General features: G+C 70.4%; 16 protein-coding genes and 1 pseudogene. 1 reads left to right on the top strand and 16 read right to left on the bottom strand.

All coding sequences use genetic code 11. The features are described from left to right. Positions 1-58: 58 nt before the first annotated feature. The 4 genes and pseudogenes from AQJ64_RS43250 to AQJ64_RS43235 all read right to left on the bottom strand — a co-directional run bounded on the left by AQJ64_RS43250 (position 59) and on the right by AQJ64_RS43235 (position 5750). Positions 59-2075 (bottom strand): annotated as a pseudogene (locus tag AQJ64_RS43250) (acetoacetate--CoA ligase). Further along, positions 2072-3673, bottom strand: a complete 1602-nt coding sequence (gene mhpA / locus AQJ64_RS43245; protein ID WP_055631980.1) for a bifunctional 3-(3-hydroxy-phenyl)propionate/3-hydroxycinnamic acid hydroxylase MhpA — start codon at positions 3671-3673, stop codon at positions 2072-2074. The pseudogene AQJ64_RS43250 and the gene mhpA overlap by 4 nt, the downstream one beginning before the upstream one ends. Beyond that, positions 3670-4608 carry a fumarylacetoacetate hydrolase family protein gene (locus tag AQJ64_RS43240; protein ID WP_055631979.1) on the bottom strand — a complete coding sequence of 313 codons (939 nt, stop codon included), beginning with the start codon at positions 4606-4608 and terminating at the stop codon, positions 3670-3672. The genes mhpA and AQJ64_RS43240 overlap by 4 nt, the downstream gene beginning before the upstream one ends. Further along, positions 4605-5750, bottom strand: coding sequence for a VOC family protein (locus AQJ64_RS43235; RefSeq protein ID WP_055631978.1), 1146 nt, complete (start codon positions 5748-5750; stop codon positions 4605-4607). The genes AQJ64_RS43240 and AQJ64_RS43235 overlap by 4 nt, the downstream gene beginning before the upstream one ends. A 137-nt stretch (positions 5751-5887) precedes the next feature. On the opposite strand from AQJ64_RS43235, the gene AQJ64_RS43230 reads away from it, so the two are divergent. Continuing rightward, positions 5888-6529, top strand: coding sequence for a TetR/AcrR family transcriptional regulator (locus tag AQJ64_RS43230; protein ID WP_079062302.1), 642 nt, complete (start codon positions 5888-5890; stop codon positions 6527-6529). Positions 6530-6866: 337 nt separating this feature from the next. Here the strand turns inward: AQJ64_RS43230 and AQJ64_RS43225 are convergent, their stop codons facing one another. From AQJ64_RS43225 to AQJ64_RS43170, 12 genes are all read right to left on the bottom strand, one after another. Next, positions 6867-7523, bottom strand: a complete 657-nt coding sequence (locus AQJ64_RS43225; RefSeq protein ID WP_055631976.1) for a TetR/AcrR family transcriptional regulator — start codon at positions 7521-7523, stop codon at positions 6867-6869. 289 nt (positions 7524-7812) lie between these two features. Then, positions 7813-8763, bottom strand: a complete 951-nt coding sequence (locus AQJ64_RS43220) for a zinc-binding alcohol dehydrogenase family protein (protein WP_055631975.1) — start codon at positions 8761-8763, stop codon at positions 7813-7815. Between the two features lie 168 nt (positions 8764-8931). After that, positions 8932-9612 carry a response regulator transcription factor gene (locus tag AQJ64_RS43215; protein ID WP_055631974.1) on the bottom strand — a complete coding sequence of 227 codons (681 nt, stop codon included), beginning with the start codon at positions 9610-9612 and terminating at the stop codon, positions 8932-8934. Continuing rightward, positions 9609-10802 carry a sensor histidine kinase gene (locus AQJ64_RS43210; protein ID WP_055631973.1) on the bottom strand — a complete coding sequence of 398 codons (1194 nt, stop codon included), beginning with the start codon at positions 10800-10802 and terminating at the stop codon, positions 9609-9611. The genes AQJ64_RS43215 and AQJ64_RS43210 overlap by 4 nt, the downstream gene beginning before the upstream one ends. A gap of 103 nt (positions 10803-10905) precedes the next feature. After that, positions 10906-13134: an MMPL family transporter gene (locus AQJ64_RS43205; RefSeq protein WP_079062301.1), complete on the bottom strand. Its 2229-nt coding sequence runs from the start codon at positions 13132-13134 to the stop codon at positions 10906-10908. Positions 13135-14424: 1290 nt separating this feature from the next. Further along, a complete protein-coding gene (locus AQJ64_RS43200) occupies positions 14425-14787 on the bottom strand; it encodes a DDE transposase family protein (protein ID WP_055631972.1) in 363 nt (120 codons plus the stop codon). A 153-nt stretch (positions 14788-14940) separates the two neighbouring features. Further along, positions 14941-15666, bottom strand: coding sequence for a hypothetical protein (locus AQJ64_RS43195; protein ID WP_162252481.1), 726 nt, complete (start codon positions 15664-15666; stop codon positions 14941-14943). 140 nt (positions 15667-15806) lie between these two features. Beyond that, positions 15807-16190: a RidA family protein gene (locus tag AQJ64_RS43190; RefSeq protein WP_055631971.1), complete on the bottom strand. Its 384-nt coding sequence runs from the start codon at positions 16188-16190 to the stop codon at positions 15807-15809. A 31-nt stretch (positions 16191-16221) separates the two neighbouring features. Further along, the gene (locus AQJ64_RS43185) at positions 16222-17712 is read right to left on the bottom strand and encodes a carboxylesterase/lipase family protein (RefSeq protein ID WP_055631970.1); all 1491 of its coding nucleotides are present in this window, start codon (positions 17710-17712) and stop codon (positions 16222-16224) included. Positions 17713-17735: 23 nt separating this feature from the next. After that, positions 17736-18650 carry an MBL fold metallo-hydrolase gene (locus AQJ64_RS43180; protein ID WP_055631992.1) on the bottom strand — a complete coding sequence of 305 codons (915 nt, stop codon included), beginning with the start codon at positions 18648-18650 and terminating at the stop codon, positions 17736-17738. Between the two features lie 431 nt (positions 18651-19081). Continuing rightward, on the bottom strand, positions 19082-21286 hold the full coding sequence (locus tag AQJ64_RS43175) for an FUSC family protein (protein WP_055631969.1): 2205 nt from the start codon (positions 21284-21286) through the stop codon (positions 19082-19084). A 782-nt stretch (positions 21287-22068) separates the two neighbouring features. After that, positions 22069-22371, bottom strand: a 303-nt coding sequence (locus tag AQJ64_RS43170; RefSeq protein ID WP_159060349.1) for a twin-arginine translocation signal domain-containing protein, incomplete at its 5' end; no start/stop codon positions are given.

Here is a 22371-nt window from a genome sequence, read left to right as displayed (position 1 = left end):
CCGCCGACGCGAAGTGGCCTGCGGCAGCGGCCGCTTCGAGCAGCGAGATGAGGCGATATCACGTGCCGTGTGTCGCGTCCCGACGTGCGGCGCCGAGACGGGTGAAATACGCGAGGAGGTCGGGGTTGTCGACAGCCGCGGGGCTGACGACCTGGTCGGCGGGGGCGCCTTGGAGCAGGCGCTTGACGGGTACTTCGAGCTTCTTGCCGGTACGGGTGTGGGGGATGCCCGGGGCCTGGAGGATCTCGTCGGGCACGTGGCGGGGTGAGGCACCGGTACGGATGGCGTGGCGGATCTTGTCCTTGAGGGCGTCGTCCAGTTCCACTCCGGCGGCGGGGACGACGAACAGGGGCATCCAGTAGCCGCCGTCGGGTTCCTCGGCGCCGATGACCAGGGCTTCGGTGATCTCGGGGAGGCGTTCGACGACGTCGTGGATGTCGGCGCTGCCCAGCCGTACGCCGTTGCGGTTTGAGGGTGGAGTCGGAGCGGCCGTGCACGATCACCGAACCATGGGAGGTGAGGGTGATCCAGTCGCCGTGCCGCCACGCGCCGGGGTAGCCGGTGAAGTAGGCGTCCCGGTAGCGGCTGCCGTCCGGGTCGTTCCAGAAGTACAGCGGCATGGACGGCATCGGACGGGTGACCACCAGCTCGCCGACCTCGTCGACGACCGGCCGGCCCTCGGTGTCGTACGCGGCCAGGGCGACCCCCAGGTAGGGGACGGACAGCTCGCCCGCCCAGACGGGTGTGGTGGGGGCGCTGCCGGCGAAACCGGAGACGACGTCCGTGCCGCCGCTGCTGGAGGCGAGCTGGACGCGCTCGCCCAGGTGGTCACGGACCCAGGGATACGCGGAGGCGGGCAGGGTGGAACCGGTGCAGCCGACGGCACGGACGGACGACAGGTCGTGGACGGACGGGTCGATGCCGAACTTGGCCATGCCCAGGAGGTATTGGGGGCTGGTGCCGAAGAGGGTGACGTGGTGCCGTGCGGCCAGTTCCCACAGGATGCCGGGTCGGGTGAGCGGGGCCGGGCTGCCGTCGTAGGTGCAGGTGGCCGCTCCGGTCAGGAGTGTGGAGACGGCCAGGTTCCACATCATCCAGTGCGTGGTGGTGTACCACAGCAGGCGGTCGCCGGGGCCCAGGTCGGACTGCAGGCCCAGGGTCTTGAGGTGTTCGAGCACGACACCGCCGTGACCGTGGACGATGCCCTTGGGCAGGCCGGTGGTGCCGGAGGAGAACAAGATCCACAGGGGATGGTCGAACGGCACCGGCGTGCAGGTGAGTTGCTCGGTGCGGGTGGAGGCATCCTCCCAAGGGACAGTGAGTGCAGGGTAGTTCTCCTGGGGCCAGGCCAGTCCCACGTGGTCCACCAGGACGGTGGCCTCGAGAGTGGGCAGCGCGCGGGCCAGTTCCAGTACGGCTTCCCGGCGGTCGTGGGTGGCGCCGTTGAAGAGGTAGCCGTCGGCCGCGATCAGGACCGTGGGCTCCAGCTGGGTGAAGCGGTCGGCGGCGGCCTTGGGGGCGTAGTCCTGGCCGCACACCGACCAGACGGCACCGATGCCGGCGGCGGCGAGGAAGGCGACCATGGCGTGCGGGGTGTTGGGGAGATAGCCGACGACCCGGTCGCCGGGGCCGACGCCCAGGTCGCGCAGGGTGGCGGCGACGGAGGCGACCTGGGCGCGCAGCTGCTTCCCGGACACCTCGTGGCCGGCCCCCGTCTCGTCCAGTGCGATGATCGCGGGCCGGTCGTCGCTGAGGTGGCGCAGGGCGTGATGGGTGTAGTTGAGGGTGGCTCCGGTGAACCAGCGGGCGCCTGGCATCCTCTCCTCGGCCAGCACCTGCTCGTACGGGGTGGCCGCGTCGACGTCGAAGTACTCCCACACCGCGCTCCAGAACCCTTCGAGGTCCGTGACGGACCAGCGGTGCAGGGCGGGGTAGTCGGTGTGGTCGTGGGCGACTTGGATCCCACGCTGCCGGGTGACCCAACGACCGAAGTCCGCGATGCGGCTGGTGGTGGTGGCCTCCGGGTCAGGGGCCCAGAAGGGCTTCCCCGGCGGGGTGAGCCGTGCACTGGTCATCGTGATGCGCTCCTCGACAGGGCTGCGGTGGCGAGCGGTTCGGCGGGGGATGGGCGCCGGGTGGTGCACAGCAGCGGTGCCCAGGCGGCGGTGTCCGTGAAGTTGGCGGCGCCCGCCGGGACGACGTCCACGACGATTCGGTCGGGGCGCAGCAGGACGGCGTCCGCCCGGCCGCCGCGCAGCCAGGCGGCCAGCGTGCCGTCGTCGCCGAGGTCGTCCGTGCGGATGAGCCGTGCCCCGATCGCCTCGGCGACGGCTCGCAGCCAGGGTGCGACAGGAACGGCGCTCAGGAGGGTGAAGGAGTCGCCGAGCAGGTCGTCGAGCCGGATCCGCGCGGCGTCGACACTCACCCAGGGCTGCGGGCAGGCCGTGCCGACCAGTTCCCGCCCGCCCAGGCGGGCGCGCCGCCGTACGAGGGCGCTCCGGCTCAGGGCCGGACTGAGGTCGCGGCCGGCCGCCTCCCGCAGGGCCGGGACGCGGCAGGCGGCGCTCGTGAGGCTCCGGCGCAACGCTGCGGCACGGCCCTGGCCGCCGGTCATGGCCCAGCCCATCGCGACGGCGAGGCGGATCATGTGGCGGGCGTGCGGCTTGCGTTCGTTCTCGTAGGTGTCCAACAGGCTCTCGTGGGCGCCCTGCTGGATGACGCGGCCGATCTTCCACGTGAGGTTGTACGCGTCGCGCATTCCGGCGCACAGTCCCTGGCCGATGAACGGTGGGGTGAGGTGGGCGGCGTCGCCCAGCAGGAAGACGCGCCCTCGGCGCCAGCGGTCGGCGACACGGGCCCGGAAGGTGTACTCAGCCTGCCGGATCACCTCGACATCGCCGTCGTACGACACCTCCACCCACGGGGCGATCAGCTCCCGTACGCGTCGGTCGTCCAGCTCTTCCCCGTCCCGCAGGCGGAACTCCCAGCGGTAGCGGTCCTCACCGATCCGCATGAACGTCGCGGCCCGGGCGGGGTCGCAGACCTGCTCGACACCCTCCCAGGATCGGACGGGGAGGTGGGTGCGGACGTCGATGACGCTCCAGCGTTCCTCGAAGCGCAGGTCCTCCCATACGGCGCCCATGGCCTCGCGGGTGAGGCTGCCGGCTCCGTCGCAACCGAGGAGGAAGTCCGCTTCCAGGTACTCGGGGACCTCACTGCCCTCACGGCGGAAGCTCACCCGCACGGGACCGTCGCCGCTCGGGTCGATACCGACGACCTCCACCCCGCTGAGCAGTTCGGACTCCGGCCGTCGGGCCAGGGCCGCGCGCAGCAGCCTCTCCAGCTCCGGCTGGTCGAACATGCTGGTCTGCGGGAAGCCGTGGTGTCCGTGTTCGGAGCGCCGGAACTCGCCGATCACCCGGTGCCGTGCGTCGAGCAGCCGCAGACCTCTCGCCGGGCGGGCGAGGGCGGCGAACTCCTCGTGGACGCCGGCGGCCTGCAGGATTCGCCGGACCTCGTCGTCCGTGGCGACGACGCGCGGCAGCGGGTAGACGTCCCGGTGGCGTTCGAGGAGGACGCTCTGTACACCGCGGCGGGCGAGCAGCAGTGCGGCCGTCACGCCCACCGGTCCCGCACCGATGACGACGACGGGATGCCGGGAGCCGGCGATCACCGTGCGTCCCTGACGGGGGTGCGCTGTTCGCCGAGGTCGATGCGCCCGTCCGGTGTGGCGATGGTGGCGGTGATGACATCGCCCTCGTGCAGGTAGTGAGGGTTGCGGGCCTGGCTGTTGAAGAACGCCTTCCACTTCAGCGCGGGCGGCAGCAGCGCGCCGATCTTCTCGACCGGCTTCGGCGGCGCCTTCAGGGCCGTGCCGCCCGGGGTGCCGGTGAGCAGCAGGTCGCCGGGGTCGAGGTGCTGGAAGCGGGCCAACAGTGTCAGTGCCTCGGCCGGCCGGACGATCATGTCGGCGAGGGTCCGGTCCTGGCGCGGACTGCCGTTGACCGACAACCGCAGTCGCAGATCGGGGAGGTGAGGGAAGTCCTCCGGCTCCAGCAGCGCCAGGTAGGGCCCGGTCGGCGTGAAGGTGGGGTACGACTTGCTCTCGTAGAACTGGCTCTTGGTCAGCTGGATGTCACGGGCGCTGACGTCGTTGGTGAGGACCAGCCCGGCGACGTAGGCAGGCAGGTCGCGCTCGGCGACCACGGTGCCCACCGGGACGGGTGCGCCCATGACCAGGCCGAGTTCGACCTCGTAGTCGAGGAACTTCACGTGCGCGGGCTTGACGACGCAGTCGTGCGGGCCGCTGACGGAGCCGGAGGCCTTGCGGAAGAAGGTGGGCGGGATCTCCCCTGTGAAGCCCGAATCACGGGCGTGGCTACGGTAGTTGACCATCTGCGCGACCACCCGGCACGGGGTGGTGACCGGAGGCAGCGCGGCCAGGTCCGCGACCGGTGTGCCCGTCTCGCCGGAGACGGCTGCCTCCTCTACCGCTGCACGGTCCGCGAGCAGCTCGGCAGTGGTGACGGCCTTGGTCTCGACGCGGACGGCGCGCTCGTCGCGCACCACCCACCAGCCTTCCTCGGTACGCAGGACGTTTGTGCTCATGGGGTCATCGCTTTCAGCAGGCCCAGCATCCGGGCGGGATCGAGTTCGCTGTCGTCGCGCAGGGCGCGCAGCAGCTCGCGGAGTTTGGCGGGTGACGGATTCGTGCCGAGGAACTCGCGGGTGACGGGCGGCCCCCACTGGGCCAGCCCGCTCGCCGACAGCGGAGCCCACCCCGGCTCCACGTCGGCGGAGAACAGGTCGCCGTCCGCGAAGTGCTCCACCATGAACCGGTCCGGGTCACGCCAGTAGTCGAAGATCTGGCTGCCCTGGATGTGCCGGCCGATACCCCAGCTGCGCTGATAGCCGCGCTCGGCCAGATACTCCCCGCCCGCGGCGATCGCGTCGAGGTCGGTGACCTGGTAGGCGGAGTGGACGTAGTGCGTTCCCGGTCCCAGATGCATCGCCAGCGTGTGATGGTCCACCGGGACGCTTCCCTGGTCGCAGCGGAAGAACGCCATGACCGGGCCGCGTTCCCGCTGCCCGTCCAGGAAGTGGAAGTCGCTGATGATCATCCCGAGCGTGTCGAGATACCAGTTCATGCTCCGGGTGAACACCCGCGTCTCCAGCACCAGATGTCCCAGTCGCTGGATCCGCGACGGCTCGCGCGGCGGGCGCTGGGTGGCGTTCGTGCGGCGGTGATCCGTCCCGAAGTTGAGGACGAGAGGCCGCTGTCCGGGGAGCTCCGGCAGCTCTTCGGCGCAGTGCACCACCCGCACCGGTAGGCCGGACGGGTCCAGCAGGTCGACCCGCTTGCCGCCGCCAGGGACGTCCGCGTCCCGCACGCTGGTCCCCGTCGCACGCGCCAGCCGGTCCAGATCGGCCCGCTCCGCCGCGCGGAACGCCTGGCCGATGAAGCGGGACGTACGCCCTCGGCGGATCACCACGCAGGGCGAGCCGGCGAAGGTGCCGCGCAGCCAGAGGGCGCCCGGCGTACGGGCGGCGACGGAGAACCCGAAGTCACGCGCGAAGACCTCGGCGCGGTCGAGGTCGGGCTTCTCGAACTCCACCCAGGCGATGTCGGCGACCTTGATCACCGGATTCCGGGCGCGCCCGGGGTGCTCGCCGCGCAAGGCCCCCTGCTCGCTGTGGAGATCCTGGTGTGCGGTCCTGAGGTCGGCCGGGGCGGTTGGGGTTTTGGACATGGCGTCCTCCAAGCAACATTGCCTTAATGAGGAAATCATCAACTCTGCATATTCCGTCGTCAATGGTTGGAGCCTGGTTAACTGATGAAAAAGTCAGAGATGCTGACTTGGTCATGAAGGTTGCTGGACTCTTCTCCATGTGCACATCAGCGCCGCCTGGCAACCGGTTCGAGAGGCGCCGTGCAGCGACCCGCAGCGCCCTCGTGTCCGCGGCCCGGCAGATCCTCGTGGAGACCGGTGACACGGGGGTCAGCATCCAGGCCGTCGCCGACCGGGCGGACGTGGGATTCGGGTCCTTCTCCAACCACTTCGAATCGAAGGCGGAGCTGTTCGACGCCGCGGTGTCGCAGGCCCTTGAGGAGTTCGATCAGGTCATCGACGAGCGGCTGCGGGGGACCGACGACCCGGCCGAGCTCGTCGCGGCAGGCTTCCGCCTCACCGCCCGGATGGCCGACTCGCATCCGGATCTGATGCGCATCCTGCGTTACCGCGGCCTCGCTCAGATCCACTCCGAGAAGGGTGTCGCCCCGCGCGCTCGACGCGACCTGGAACGGGGCACCGCCACCGGCCGCTTCACGGTCGGCGACCCGGCCATCGCCCTGTCCGCCTTGGGCGGGGTGTTGCTGTCGTTGGTCGAGCTGAGGTTCTCCCGCCCTGATCTCCACGGCGAGGAGGCCGCCGCGAGCCTGGCCGAGATGGCCTTGTGCATGCTGGGCGTGCCGGATGCCGAGGCTCGCGAGATCGCCCGGTGTCCCCTGCCCTCCGGTGTCGCCGACTGACGGCGCCGCGATTCCCTCGTCATACCATCGACGCGAGGGGGTCCTCGCCGCAGACGTCCAGGGATTCGCTATCCAGCCCAACGGCTCCGGGGCACTGCATCCCGATGACCAAGCGCGCCTGCCGGACCATTGCCCCGCCCTGACCCCGGTCCCTGAGTCGACGGTGAAGGGCACGGCCGACGACCTGACCTGTCTGCCGCCGAGAGAGGAGCTCCGGTCTGGCCTTTGGCCGGCTCCTCGACGACCTGGAGCAGGCCAGGCGCGAACTGTCCGACCTGGTCGACATGTCCAGCGGGCGCTGACTGCGTGCCCTGTCCCGCCAGTGCGGCGTGCCCTCTCATGCGGCGGAGCCTTGGCGGCCTTCCACGGCGGAGAGGTCGGGCAGGGGCAGTCGGCAGATCGCGTTGGCCTCGTCGGCGGAAAGGCCGAGCATGCGCAGCAGGTCCTCGGTGACCTGGTCGGTGGCCACCGCTTCGTCTCGCTCGGGGTGGTCGTGCAGGAGCTGACCGAGGCAGAGCTGCGCGCCCGCGACGGTGACCAGGGCGAGTTCGGCGTCGCGCACACTGAAGCGGCCGGCGCGGACCGCCGTTTCGATGTCACGCAGGGCGCGGGCGGCGATGCCCTTGTCCGACGCGGCCAGGGCCAGTCCGTTGTTCAGTAGGACCTTGCTGAGTTCTGGTTGGCGGCGGTGCAGGCGTCCGGTCAGGCGGAAGCTCTGCGCGAACACCTGCGCGGGGTCGGCCAGATCCGTTGTCAGCTCGTCCAGCAGGTCCCCGTACGCCTCGAGCGCGTGCTCGATCGCGACCTGGTAGAGCTGCTCCTTGCCCTCGAAGTGGTTGTAGAACGATCCCATCCCCACGTCGGCGGCCTGGGTGATCTCCAGGACCGGGACGTTCGTCCTGCCGGCCGCGAGGAAGGCCGTGGCCGCTTCGATGAGCGCGGCGCGGGTGCGCGCCTTCCGCCGTTCTACGCGGCTCGGGACATCCTCGGTCATGCCTGCTTCCTCTCACGGGTTCAGGCCCACCCTATCCGCGGCCCGTCAGGGATGAGGAGATCATCACTTCTGGCTGGCTGGCTGGCTGGCTGGCCGGCTGGCTGGCTGGCCGTGCCGAGCGGTGGTGGCGGTGACGGTAGCCGGTGACTCGTACCTTCGCTGGACTCCTGGGCGGCGTCAGCCGATGCTCGGACTCCTGCCCAGCCCCGCGCACGGCGTGCGGGATCTTGTCGGGGTCGATGTGACCGCCGACATGGCCCGCGTGTGTAAGACGGGGCATGCCGTCGTGTCAGCCGACGGTCAGGACGGGGCGGGGGCCGGCGGGGGCCGTCCACGCCTGGCTGACCTCGGAGAGGGGGTAGGCCTGAGCGTCCGCCTTCACCTTGCCGTCGGCGATGAGCTGCACGTAGGCGGCGACCTGGACGAAGTAGCGGCGCATGTCGAACGAGCCGATGCCACTGCCGCTGAGGCGGAACGGGCGGCTGCGCAGCAGTGAGGCGGGCACGGTGGCTTCCTCGCCGGCCGCGCCGCCGATCTCCACGTAGCTGGTGGTGCCCGCGCCGGGAACGTACGCCAGCGCCTGGAAGGCCGCCTCGGCGGCGCCGCCCCACAGGAAGTCCAGGACGAGGTCGGGTGCCTTGCCGTCGAGGGCCGCACCGATCGCCGCAGCGTCCGCCTCCTTGGTGCCGGTGATCTCCACCGTCTCGGCACCGAGACCGGCCACATGCTTGAGGTCGTCCGCACCGCGGCCCACGCCGATGATCCGCCGCACGCCGAGTGCCTGGGCGTTCTGCACGGCGAGGCCGCCGGCCGCGCCCGTGACCCCGATGATCACGACGGTGTCCGGGGTGCCGTGTTCGTCCGCGTGGCCGGTGAGCGGCATCCAGGACGACATTCCCGGGTTCACGCCCACCGCCACGGAGACCGGGTCGATTCCGTCCGGGAGGGGGAGCGCCATGGTGATCGCCATTCGCTCGGCGAAGGTGCCCCAGGGCTCCTCGACGTCACCGGTGTACACCAGCGTGCCGTCGGCGGTGCGGGCCACCGCGTCCACGGCCGGTACCAGCGGGAACTGCCCGGTGCTGCTGTAGTGCCCGCCGGACGCCTTGGCGCGCACCACAGGGTGGATGGCTGTCGCGACGAGCTCGACGATCTGCCGGCCCGAACCCGCTTCGGGCTCGGGGAAGTCCTGGTACTCGGGTACGGCCCCACCGGCCGTCGCCACCACTGCTGCCTTCATCACTGCTCTCCTTCTACTCGGACAATCACGCTGCGTGCCCATGCTGATAGGGATCGGCGCCGGAACGCCCGCAACCGGCTTCGGGCCGAGCAACTTTATGGCTACATGGTAGCCATAAAAAGGCTCGAAGGGGAACCGAACGGGGCCGCCCTGACGCCGCCCGGTCCCTCAGCGGGCTGGCGGCGGAGGCTGTACCAGGCCCGACCGGTAGGCGACGGCGACGAGTTGGGCGCGGTCGCGGACCTCCAGTTTCGCCATGGCGCGTTGGATGTGGGTGCGCACGGTCAACGGGCTGATACTGCACGCGCTCGCGATCTCGTCGTTGGACATCCCCTCGGCGGCCAGGGCCATGACCTCGCGCTCGCGGGCGGTGAGATGGGCCAGGCGCCCTGACGGCACCGGGCAGTCCCGAGACGTGCGGATGGTGAGGAAGTGGGTGATGAGGGAGCGGGTGGCCCCGGAGGAGAGGAGTGGCTCGCCGGAGGCCACGGTGCGGATGGCGGTGAAGAGTTCGTCCACGGTGGCGTCCTTGCCGAGGTACCCGCACGCGCCGGCGTGCAGGGCCCGGGCGACGTACTCCTCCGTCTCGTAGGTGGTGAGCACGAGGACACGGGTCATGGACAGCTCCGGAGCCTTGCCGATCGCGGCTGTGGCGGTCAGTCCGTCCGTACCGGGCATGCGGATGTCCATGAGGACGACATCGGGGCGGTGGATATGTGCGAGATCCACCACTTCCTTGCCGTCGCAGGCTTCACCGACCACCTCCATGTCCTCGCAGGAGTCGATCAGAGTCCGGAAGGTGGCCCGCATCAGGGCCTGGTCGTCGGCGAGCAGGACACGGATCGTCATGGCGTTCGTTCTTTCTCCGGTGCAGGTGGATACAGCGGTAGTGCGGTGGTGACCTCGAAACCGCCTTCGGGTCGGGGACCGGCGTGAAGTTCGCCGCCCACGGAATGGGCGCGTTCCGTCATGCCCATGAGTCCGAAGCCGCGGCCCTGCGAGAAACGGGCGACGGGAGCGGTGGCTCCCTCGTTCGCGACCGTCATGACCAGGCGGGCGTTGGAGTACGCAAGCTGAATGTGTGCGGCTTTCGCGGGCGCGTGCTTGGTGACGTTGGTGAGGGCCTCCTGGAGGATCCGGAACGCGGTCAGATCCACTCCCGGAGAGAGCGGTCTGGGCTCTCCCCGGGTGGTGACCGTGACGGTGATGCCCACGGACTCGCACGCCGTGATCAATTCAGGCAGGCGTGCGAGTCCGGGGGCCGGCTCCAGGGGAGCGGAGTCGGGGTCGCTCGCCTCGCGCAGCAGTCCGACGGCGGACTTGAGTTCGCGCAGCGCCGAGGTCGTGGTGCCGGTCAGGTCGGCGAGAATCTTCTGCGTCTCGTCGGGACGGCCTCGCAGGAAGTGAGCGGCGGCGCCCGCCTGAACTTTGGCCAGGGCCAGGTGGTGGGCGACGACGTCGTGGAGGTCGCGGGCGATGCGTAGGCGTTCCTCGGCGACGCGCAGGCGGGCTTCCTCCTCGCGGGTCTTCTCGGCGTGTTCGGCGCGGGCGTGGACGGCTTCGAGGTAGGCGGTGCGCAGCCGGGCGCCGCGTCCCAACGCCAGGGGCAGCAGCAGCCACAGGATGGGGCCACCCTTGAAGTCCGAGGGGTCGTTGATCACCACGGTGGTCACCACCGCCGCCACGGTGGTGAACCCGTAGATGTGGGTGGTCTTGTCGTCGGTGCCGGCGGACAGCCGGTACAGCCCGGCCATGAGGGGTGCCAGAAGCAGAGGGGTGACTGCGTAGCCCAGGGGGATGGTGATCACCGTGGCCAGGGCGACCATGACCAGGACGGTTCGTGGGCGGCGACGACTTGCCAACAGGGCGAGGCAGGAAAGGGCGGCGAGGGCCTTGGCCGGCCAGTCCCCACCCAGTGAGGGGGAGTCGGAGGCGGTGAACGAGTCGCCGACGGCGGCGCAGGTCCACAGCGCCAGGGACATCACCACACCGGCGGCACGTGGGCGGAAGTTCGCGTACTCCTGTGTTGCGCTCGTCATCGGCACTCCGGGTGAGTCATGGACTTGCTCCGTGCGGTCGGCACGAGCCGCCCGTGGACTTCGCCATGGACGGCTCGGGAACAGCTGGTCCGGGAAGGAACGATCAGACGCGCACCTCGGCCGGGCTGTCCGCGGCACGGCCGTCCGTTTCGGCGCCTTCGGCCGACCGGAGAGTGAGCGCCTCACCCTCGATGTCGACGCGGGGCAACAGCCGGTCCAGCCGGCCCGGAAGCCACCAGGCCCGGTCTCCCAACAGGGCCAGGACTGCGGGGACGATCGTCATCCGCACCACGAAGGCGTCGAAGAGAACGGCGGCGGCCAGGCCGAACCCGATCATCTTGATCATGGAGTCCGTCTCGGTGACGAAGCTGGCGAAGACCGCGATCATGATCAGTGCGGCGGCGACCACGACCCGGGCGCTGTGCCGGAACCCGGTGGTGACCGCCTGCGCGGGCCGCTCCCCGTGGACGTATGCCTCGCGCATGCGCGAGACGAGGAAGACCTCGTAGTCCATGGCGAGCCCGAAGACGATGCCCACGAGGAAGATCGGCATCAAGGTCATGATCGGCCCGGTCTGGTCCACGCCCAGCAGTTTGGCGCCATGGCCGTCCTGGAAGACCAGGACCACCGAACCGAGGGCCGCCAGCACCGACAGCAGGAATCCGAGGGCCGCCTTCATCGGGACGAGTACGGACCGGAAGACCACCAGCAGCAGGACGAAGGCCAGACCGATCACGACCGCGAGATAGGGGAGCAGCGCGGCCTGGACCTTGTCGGCGATGTCGATGTTCACCGCGGTGGTCCCGGTGACCTGGAAGGTCGCCCCGGCCTGGGACTCGATGCCCGGACGCTCGACCCGGACGGCCTTCACCAGGTCCTTGGTCTTCTCGTCCGTCGGCGCGGTCGACGGCACGGCCTTGAAGATCGCGGTGTCACCGGCGTCGTTGAACTTGGCCGCGGAGACAGCCACGATCCCGTTCGTGGCTGCGACCTCCCTCGAGATCACCTTCACCGCGCCCGTCGCGTCTGACGCGCCCTTGGCGTCCACGACGATGGTCAGCGGCCCGTTGAAGCCCGGCCCGAACCCCTCGGCCAGGTCGTCGTAGGCACGGCGCTCGGACGTGGAGGTGGACTTCGCCTCGTCTCCCGGCATGCCCAACTGCAGACTCGCCATCGGCAGAGCGATTGCTCCGAGGCCCAGCACGCTGAGCAGGAGCATGGGTACGGGACGGCGCAGCACGAACCGTGACCAGCGGGTGCCCCCGTTGTTGTCCGTGCTCTGCGCGTTGCCGTGGCCCTTGGCTGCGGCGTTGCGGGAGGACCGCGACAGAGCGGCGTTCGGCCACATGCCGAACAACGCCGGGACCAGCGTCAGCGCGACCACCACCGCGACGACGACGGCCCCCGCGGCGGACAGACCCATCTTGGTGAGCATGGGGATGCCCACCACTGACAGCCCCACCAGCGCGATGACGACGGTGAGTCCGGCGAAGACGACCGCGGACCCTGCGGTGCCGACCGCCAGTCCGGTCGCCTCGTGTGGTGTGCGGCCCTTCGCGCGCTCCTCGCGGTAGCGGGAGACGACGAACAGGGCGTAGTCGATACCGACGGCGAGACCCAACATCACGGCCAGAGTGCCGGCCGTGTCCGACAGTCCGAAGATGTCGGCCACCGCTGTGATCGAAAAGAGGCTCACGGCGACACCGACGAGCGCGGTCAGCAGCGGCAGTCCGGCGGCGGCCAGAGAGCCGAAGGTGATCAGCAGCACCACGGCGGCCACCGAGATACCGACCACCTCGGACACACCGCCCGGCCCGCCGCCGCTGTCCAGCGCCTCACCGCCCGCCTCGACGGTCAGGCCCGCATCCCGGGCCTGGTCGACGACCGCCTGCACATCATCCCGGCTGGTGTCGGTGACATCGGCGACCTTCACGTCGTAGGTGACAGTCGTGTACGCCGTCGAACCGTCCTTGCTGACCGCGTCGGTCCGGAAGGGATCGTCGGCTCTGCTGACCTGAGGACCGCCGGCGAGCTTCGCCACCGCTTTCTCGATGGCCGCTCTGTTCTCGGGCGCTGTCACCTTCTGCCCGCCCCGGGCGACGAACACGACGCGGGCGGTCGCGCCGTCGGCCAAGACGCCGGGAAAACGCTCTTGGGCCAGGTCGTAGGCCTTCTGCGCCTCGATACCCGGCATGGAGAACCTCTCGTCGGAGGTTCCGGGCGCCTGGGAGGCGGCAAGGCCGACGGCGACCATGACGGCCAGCCACATCAGGACGACGGTCCATCGTCGCCGGAAGGCCAGACGGCCCAGTCGATCAAGAAAGGTAGCCACGCGGGACTCTCCACATCTGCTTTCGGGAACCCGCTCAGGCTTTCGGGTAGCGGTTCGTGCTGTCATCACGCTTCTGATGGGAGCCTCACTACTGACGAGGCAGTACAGCGGTGGTCGGCAGATCCTCCTACGGTGCGACGGGCCCATCCCGACCCGGACCGGATCGGACGGCTCCCGACTGTCCACGGAGGCGCCGTCCTGCTTGGGCGGGGGCGGGGGAGGTGGGCGCCGCCGAGCACGCGCAACGCTGCCGTCGGAGTACGCCGTTTCGAGTACGACCAGTGCTGCCGGCTGCCGGCTGCCTCTGGCACTGCTCAGGAATCACCGGAGGCCTGTTCTGTGACCGGATCCCGGACGGCGCCCGGCCCCGGCCCGGCGGCCTCAGGCCCAGCTCCCTGGTGACGTGCGACTCCGTGTCCGAGAGTGACAGCGCGGGCCTGGCTTCGAAGTGGCTGGGCAACCGGGACTCCGCTGGGGCCTCCGTCCTGTTCGCCCACCGGCTGGTCGTCATCCAAGCGTCGTACGTTGCGGATTGGACCTCCAGCTCTTCGGTCACGCCCACGGGGGTCGCATGCGCCCCGGCGACCTTCGGGACGACGGGCGTCCTCAGGTCCTCCATGCCGTCGTTGACCAGATCGACTCCGGCAATGCACTCCAAATGGACGATGTCCACGACTTTCGGCGAAGTCGCGTCTGAGTTTCGGCCCGGGACCGATGTCGCCGGCGACGGCCATGACGGCCCACCGGACTCGTGCGAACCCGCACCTGGCCGGGCGGGCACTCCCCGGGCTGCCTCTTCCTCCATGCCGCCCGGCCCTTCCCTTGTGCATGCCAGGGCCCAGAAAGGCGCGTGCGGCACCCGCTCTCCTTGCAGTCGGGCGAACAGGAGATGGAGCGACAGCACCGGCGCCCGGTCATCGTGCCGGGCCGGGATCCGCTCAAGCCGGAACAGCCGTTTCCCGGCATGCCGGTACCACACGGGAAGTGCGGCGATTTCGGTCAGGCCGTACCCGTCCTCCATCAAGGTGCCTCTTCTTGTTCTGTCGCGCCCCGGCGACCTGCCTGCATGCCAGGAAGAAAATCCAGGTCGATCCAGCCGTACGACAGGCCTGGCGATGTCTGCAAGCGCACGCGCCCGGCGTCGGCTCGGCCATGAGTCACGCCGTGACGAACGGTGAGCCGGGCTGAGGGGGCAAGCCGGAAGCTCGTAACGGATACGATGTGGCCGATAAGGGGGTTTGTCAAGCCACACCCCTATGACATGGAGACGGAGACCTGATGCTGAGGACGTCAGGAGGTCGGCTCTCCGAGGAAACGACGACTGTTCCGCGGCGCTTGGCGCGAGAGCCAACGCGGATGGACGCGGCGGCCGTCGGCGCGGATCGCGCCGCGCAGGGACTTGCCGTCCACCGCGGCTGCTGCCCGCACCGGGCCAGACGGCGGGTGTTTGTCCTCGTCGGCGGCGCGGGAGGTGTCCGCACGGGCGGTGAGCCAGCCGCTGATCGCTGCGTCGAGGGCGTCGCCGTCGACGCGTTGCAGTACCCGGCGCACGGTCGTCTCGCTGGGGGCCCGGTAGGGCCGGTCCGGATCGCGCAGCGCGGCCCCGCAGTGGAGAAGGAGCTGGTCAGGGGCGTCGGCGGCCTCGACTGACACCCGGCCTTCCAGCACGAAGGCAACCGTGGTGCTTCAAGCGGGGCTCTGCTGACCGTCATCGCCGGCGGCCATCTACACCAAGGTTCCGGCGACTACGGCCCGCTGCTCGGGGTGTTGGGGAGGGGGCGGTTGCCGGGGCGCGGGCCGGTTGGCTCACAGGCCGCAGCGGCCGGCGGTGAGTGCGGTGATGGCGCACTCGGCGGCGTGCCGTGCCGCGAGTGCGGAGGGGCAGGGTGCACTGCTGTGAGAGGCGCGGGCGGCCGGCCCGCTCGTGATCCGCCACTGCCAGGCGGTGGGTGCGGTGGGTGGGGTGGGTAGTGAGGGGTGGAACCAGACGGGTGCCGGAGCTGGGGGTGCGTTCTGCGCTGTCTGGAGCAGAACGTCGTATGTCACCCCGTCGCCCGCTGCGGTGGCGGCATACCTTCGGCCGTTGTCGTGGACGGTCCAGTCCAGGGGTGTCGGGGTCGACTCCGACACCTCCAGGAGGGCGTCGGCGAAGTCGGCCAGGCTCCGGTACAGCGCGGCGCGTACTGCCTGGGTGTGGTCTCGGCCCCAACGGCATGGGGTCCGTTCGGAGATCTCCTGCGCGAGGGCGTGCGCGGCGAGTTCGTCCAGCGGGTCCGTGGTGCCGGGTTCTGCTTCGGCCAGCACCGCGGCGGCGCCCCACGAGAGATCGTCTCGGGTCATGGCGGTGCCCCGGGCCAGTTCCCACAGGTTGGCCGGTCCGAGGTCGTCGACCGTGCGCCGGATGCAGAGGACGGCCGTGTCCGACGGGGCCGGGATTTCGGCGTTCAGGAGGCCCGCGCGCACGTATGTGGCCGCGCACACGTCGCCCGGCTCCAGCACGCCCGGCGGCACCGACCCGGCTGCTTGGAGCACCCGTTCGTGGATGCGGCGTACGGGATGGGCCCCGCGGGGAGGTGCCGGTCGTCCGACCAGTGCGCACAGGGCGTCGAGCAGGTGCGTCGGTGGAACCCTCAGGTTGGTGCACGCCCTTGTCGGACGACCGGCCATCGTGATCAGTCGTCCAGTACGGCCAGGGCGTCGATCTCGACGAGCAGTCCCGGCGGAAGCTGCATGTAGACGGTGGTGCGGGCGGGGAAGGGCTCGCCGACGGCCGCCGCGAAAGCCTCGTTCATCTCGGCCATGTGGGCGGGGTCGGTGAGGTACACGCGGAGCATCACGACGTCTTCCAGGCCCGCGCCGGCCGCCTTGAGGACGGCGGTGACGTTGCGCAGTACCTGCGCGGTCTGCTTGCCGACCGTGGTGCCGACGACTTCGCCGGTCTTCGGGTCGAATGGGAGCTGCCCGGAGACCTGCAGGACGGGGCCCTTGCGGATGCCCTGGGACAGTGGGGCCGGCAGCGAGGGTGCGTTCTCGGTGGTGATGATGGTTCTGGTCATGGTGTGTCCTTGAGAAGGGTCGGTCGGAGCGTCAGCTCCAGACCTGTCGTTCCTGGCTGCGGGGGTCGTCCACCTGGGTCCACTCCGCGTCGATGCGCATGGTGGCGCGGCGCTCGGTGTCGTACGGGTCCCAGCCCGGGTCGCCGGTCCTGGCGAACCGGATCCAGACCTCGTGTACGCGAGTGGCGAGGTCCGCGGGGGGCTTGTCGGGGCCGAGCAGGGCGTTGGGGCCGTTCAGTTCGGGCCGTTCCACGAGGTCGAAGACGAAGGGCAGTTCGACCGCGTGGGTGGCGCCGAGCTCTCCGTCCAGGGCCTTCGAGCGCCAGGCGAACTCGTAGGTGTAGGTGGCGGACTTCGGGTGGGTGGCGTGGGCGCCGGCCAGGGCGCGGCTGCCCGCGCCGAAGAGCGCGTCGGCCATGATGGCCGAGCGCAGTTCCGCGTGGGACGCCTCGGGGCGCGACTTGCGGTACGTCTCGACGAGCTGCGCCGGGTTCGGGTGGGAGCGCGCGGCCGCCTCGTCGACGTCCGCTGCGGTCGAGGTGGCGTACTTGCCGACGGGGACCAGGTAGAGGTTGCCCTCTTCGGTGTTGGTGCCGACAAGCAGGTCGACGTCGGCGCTCAGGCCAGCGGCGACGGATACGGCAGGCTGGGTGTCGAGGACGAGGCTGAAGGGGCTGAGGCCGATCAGCGGGTCGCCGTGGGTCTCGGTCTGCAGGTCGATGCCCGCGAGCTGGGAGGCGGCCTCGACCAGGCGCTCGTCGGAGACGTCCGCGAAGGCGTCGACGTGGGGCGCGATGCCCAGGGCCTCGGCTGCCGCCTTGGTGACGCGGGCGGCCTGCTCGGTGGTGAACGCGCCCAGGCCGCTGCCGCTCTGGACGATCGCCCGGCGGAACAGGCCGGCGGCCTCGGGGGTGGCGAGGACGCCGCCTACGGTGGTCGCCCCGGCCGACTGGCCGAAGAGGGTGACGTTGTGCGGGTCACCGCCGAAGGCGGCGATGTTCTCCCGCACCCAGCGCAGCGCGGCGACGACGTCGAGCAGGCCGCGGTTGGCGGGCGCCCCGGGGATGTCGAGGAACCCGGCGATGCCGAGCCGGTAGTTGAGGGTGACGAGGACGACGCCGTCACGGGCGAACGCGGAGCCGTCGTACATGGCGGACCGCGTCGATCCGGCGACGAATCCGCCGCCGTGGACGAAGACCATGACCGGCAGGTCGCCCCGCTCGGCGGCGGGAGTCCAGACGTTGACGGTGAGGTAGTCCTCGCCGCGGCTCCAGCCGGTGCCGAAGTAGGGGGTCATCTCCACGTTACCGAGCTTGCGTTCGGACTGCGGGGCGTTGGGGCCGGGAGCGGTGGCGTCCCGTACACCGTCCCACGGCCCGTGCGGCTGCGGCAGCGCGAAGCGGCCGGCGCCGCGGGGCGGGGCGGCGTAGGGGATGTTCAGGAAGGTGAGGGTGTCGCCTTGGCGCCGGCCTCGGACGGCTCCCTGAGCGGTGGTGACGACGGGTTCGGGGTAGTGGCTCATGTCTCCGTGTCTTTCCGCGGGCCTCAGGCCTGCTCGGTGTACGGGGCGAAGGGCGCCCAGCCCCTGATGGCGAACTTGCTTCCCTCGCGGACGACTTCGGCGGCGCCGTGACCGCCGAGGTGCGCGGGGAAGACGAGGGCGTTGTCGTCGACCGCCGCGCCCAGGAGCTTGCGGCGGGTGGCGCGGGCTTCGGCGGGGTCCTCGCAGAAGCAGCTGTTGGCGTCCGGCTCGTGGATCTGGATCGGGCTGTGCATCAGGTCGCCGACGAACAGGGCCCGGTCCGATCCGGACTCCAGCCGCAGCACCGACGAGCCCGGGGTGTGGCCGGGGGCGAGGTCGAGGCGCAGGTTGCCGTCGATCTGGTAGCCGTCCTCCCAGAGATGGGTCAGACCGGCCTCGTGCACGGGGGCGACGCTGTCCTCGAAGACGTTCTGGTTGCCGCGGCCGAGCAGGGTCTTGATCTCGTTGGCGGGATTCCAGTAGTCGAAGTCCGCCTTGGCCATCAGGTAGGTGGCGTTGGGGAACGTCGGCACCCAGGTCCGGCCGTCGAGGTAGGTGTTCCAGCCGACGTGGTCGACGTGCAGGTGCGTGTTGATCACGATGTCGACGTCCTCGGGACGGACCCCGGCGCGGGCCAGGTTGCCCAGGAAGTCGGTGTTCAGACGGCTCCACACCGGCGCGTACGGCCGGTCCTTGTGGTTGCCGACGCCGGTGTCGACCAGGATGGTCTTGCCCTCGCTGCGCAGCACCCAGGTCTGGATCGCCGAGTTGACGATCCCGGTCTCGGCGTCCAGGAAGTCCGGAACCAGCCAGGAACGGTGGGTCTCCCACGCCTGCGCCGGGCTCTCCGGGACGAATACTTCGGGCGTCAGGTCAACAGGACCGTAGTACTCCCAGACACGGGTCACGGTGACATCGCCCAGGGTGATGGTGTCCACGGTTCTCTCCAGTTCGATCGGTTCCGCGCGCTCGGGCCGCAGGCGCGGGCGAGACACGGATGAGCAGCTGCTCATGACGGGTAGTGGGGGTGCCGCGCCCCAGCGGGGGCCGTGCACCGGTGGCGCCGTGACCGCGGTCGCGGCGGCTTCGGCCTCGGGCGGTCCCGCCGCCGAGGTCGGTGCGGGCATCAGACCGTGGTCCTTGCCAGTGGAAACAGGGCCGCCCCGTCCGCGTCCGTCCGTGGACGACCCTGCTCAGCCATGGTGCGTCTTGCCGGACGTGCTGCGGTATGCGTCACGTGACTGCACCTGGACCCCAGCCTCTGCGCTGATCCGGACGCAACGCGAAAACCGGAGGAGCCGTGCGTCGATCCGGTCCTGCGCGTGCGTGGGAACAGCCTGCGGTTCATCACCGGCCGGCACCAACCCGCTCAGGAGGCGGCTGCTCGTCCCGGGCTGGGCAGCGAGGAGACCTCGCCGCCCGCGGACGGAGCCACGGGGTCTTCGGCGGCCGGCGCGGGCGGGTCCAGGGCTTCGGTGAGCGCGATCAAGGTTGTGTCGAGACGGTCGATGTGGAGCAGCAGGCGCCGTTGCGGCGACGGTCGTCCGTGACGCATACGCCGTTCGCCGGAGAGCAGGGACAGTGCCCTGGTGACCTTGGGGCGTGCCGAGTGGGAGGCGGTGCCCGGCCGACGACTCGCGAGGCGGATCAGGCGCGTCACTCTCTCCTGGGCGCGGCCGGCCGCCGCGGTGACCTGGGTGGTGTACGCGGCGTCGTCGCCCTGCGGGAGGCGCCCGGTCACGGCGGCCAGACTCCGTGCGTGGTAGGCCCCGGCTTCCAGCAGTTCCAGCAGGTGGCGGGCGCGATCGCGACGGGCGCGCTGGGGATTGAGCGGGTGGGTGAGCGGCAGACAGGCTTTGCGGAGGGACTCCAGTGCCTGGTCGAGATCATGGGCCGCGCGTATCAGGCTCGTCGTGGTGTCGGTGCTCAGGCTCCGCGTCGTCGCATCCAGGAGGCGCCTGAGGACCAGCAGGAAGTGGACCAGTTCCTCGTCGCTGGCCCGGCGGACCGTGAGGGGCAGCACGACCACGGTGGCAAGGACGCCGCAGGAGACTCCCAGCGCGGTTTCCTGCACGCGCAGGACGAGCACGTCCGTCGAGAAGGTGTCCAGCAGCGAGAGCAGCATGCTCAGTGCGCCGGTGATGAAGAACGTTACCGCCCAGTAGGCGTCGGACGGGGTGTAGAAGATCCCGAACATGCACACCAGCAGCAGAACCAGAAGCAGTGGTCCGTATGGTCCGGCAAGGGCGGCGAGGCCGTAGCCGAACACCGCGCCGAGGACTGTGCCGGCCAGTCGGCGGACGCTTTGCAGCAGGACTTCGCCGGTGCTCTCGGTGTTGATGAACACGACCCACGTTGCCACGACGGCCCAGTACCAGTGGTCCGGGGACAGCAGGTGACCGCCGAGGATGGACAGCGCGGAGGCGGCGGTCACCTGGAGGGCCTGCCGGGTTGTTCCGCGCTTGCGGTCTTCGGAGTCTGCTTCGCGGTACCGCTTGACACTGAACGCCCGTGTCCGCGGTGTCGCGGGCGCGTGCGGAGCCGTCCTGGTTGCCGTCGGGGAGCTGCCGTGCGGACCGAGAAGGCGCACGGCTGCCGCTAGTTCGTCGACGCCGTGGAGACAGTCCTGCAATGGTGCCGACGCGGTCGGCAGGATCGCCGGGGCGTCTTCCCGTGCGGCGGTAACCGTTCCCGGGGTGGGCTGGTGGCGGAGGAGGCGGATCTGTGCCGCGAGCTGTTCCCGTGCGGCCCGGTCCGCGAGATCGTCGGCGGCCGGTGCCGTGCGGACCGCGCGGACCGCCAGTACGGTGAGCCGCTGGGCAGCAACCTCCGCGCGTGAGATGTGCCGCAGGATCTGGCCGTCGGTGGCCTCGTCGACCGCGCGCTCACCGAGAAAATCCTCGATCAGGAGCACGGCCTCGTGCAGCCTGTCCAGACGGCGCTCCAACGACAGACTCAGCGCGTCGGCGTCCTGTCCGGAGCTGAGCAGGGCGGCCGTGTCCCGCAGGACGTCGCGTAGCCGCCCGTCGAAGGTGCGCCGCAGCCGGGCGAGAACACGGGACGCCGTCATGAATCCCGGGCAGTAACAGACGGCGACGACGGCCCCGAAGGCGACCAGGACGGCCGCGTCCATCTGCGGCAGTTGGGCCACTCGTGCCCCGGTGAACTGCGCCAGGAAGAAGGCCATGAAGCCGAAGATGCCCACGCCCTGCCCTCTGGCGCCGTACCGGCGGGCGTGGACGGCGACGTAGATCAGCAGCAGGAACACGGTCCCGGCCGCGACCGGGTACGGCGTCAGCACGGCTCCGGCGGCCAGGGCCGCGAGGGAGATCGGAGCGCCGAGTCCCAGTGTGATGAGCTGGTCGCGCGGGTGCAGGTCGCTGATGGCCAGTGAGGTCACCATCGCGGTGAACCCACCGACCAGCAACTCCGTGTCGGACTGCCCCAGGGCCGTCAGGGCGATGAGGGACGCGGCGGCGCCGAGGACGGCGCGCATCGCGGAGGCCAGACGCATCAGCCCGGGGTCGACGGCGGCGAAGCGGTCCCACAGCAACGCCGTCTTCCTTGCCACCATGACGGTCTCCGTACATCCTTCCGTGAGCTGAGTGGACGGGGCGATCTCCGGCCGACGGCGTGGAGGCCGTCGTCCCCCGGGATGTCCGCCCGGGGTCCTTCGTCGCCGCGGCGAACCGAGTGCCGGAAGGAGGGGCACCGGAGGCCCTCGACGCACCGCTGCCGCGGCACCAGTCTCGGCGTGTCGGCGATCTGTCCGGTATGCGTCAGGTGACTGCTCTTTGAAGGCGCGGCGGGTTCAGGACTCATCAGGCGCGTCGGCCGCCCGCGAGCCGACTGGGCGATGTCGGGACGGCACAGCCGGCCGCGCCTGGCAGGTTGCGTTGTCGGGACCGGAGTGGGGAGTGGTCGAGCTGGAGGCCCTCGGACTGCGGCTGGGTTCTGCACTGTGCTTCCGCGGAACACGGCGGTGAGTACTCCACTCTGCTGAGCCTGGGACAGTACCTGGGCAGCCCAGGTGGTCACGGGGCGCCGGCCTGTGCCGGGTGCCGGCGCCCCGCTCGTGCCCGGCGGTCGCCGGCCTCATCCGCTCATCGCCGAGTGGCAGCGGGGCGGGCGCTTGCGGGGCCGGGTCGTCTTTCCGGCCGGTCAGATGCGGCTGAATCCCGCCCAATCCTTGATCTTGAAGTTGCTGCCGCTGCGCTCCACCTCGGCGGCACCGTGGCCGGGAAGGTGCGCGGGCAGGATGAGGGCCTTGTGTCATCGGCGACCTGCTCCACACTCCGCTGCAGCTCGAACACCCCGAGTTCAACAGCTGCTTCGAGGGGGACGAGAAGCAGGCGCTCACACCGCTCTGTCGCTTCCCGACTTCAGCTGGATCACGGACGAGCCGGGAGTGTGTCCAGGGGCGGGGTGGAGCGTCAGGTGGGAGTCGAGGGTGTACGAGCCCTCCCACAGCTTCACCTGACCCGCCTGGTGCACGGGGAGCACACTGTCCTCCCAGACGTTCTGGTTGCCCTGCCGGTATCTCGGCCGCACAGGGCCCAGCGGGTGCGCGGAGGCGTTGGCCGGCTGGACCAGTGGGCCGCCCAACAGCCCGGCGGCGCCGACGCCTGCCGCTATGCCGACAAATCCGCGTCGGCTCAG

Origin of the sequence: Streptomyces griseoruber (assembly GCF_001514205.1) — a bacterium.
Classification (GTDB): domain Bacteria; phylum Actinomycetota; class Actinomycetes; order Streptomycetales; family Streptomycetaceae; genus Streptomyces; species Streptomyces griseoruber.
Note: the sequence above shows the minus strand (reverse complement) of the source record. Positions and strands in the feature narration are given on the sequence as shown.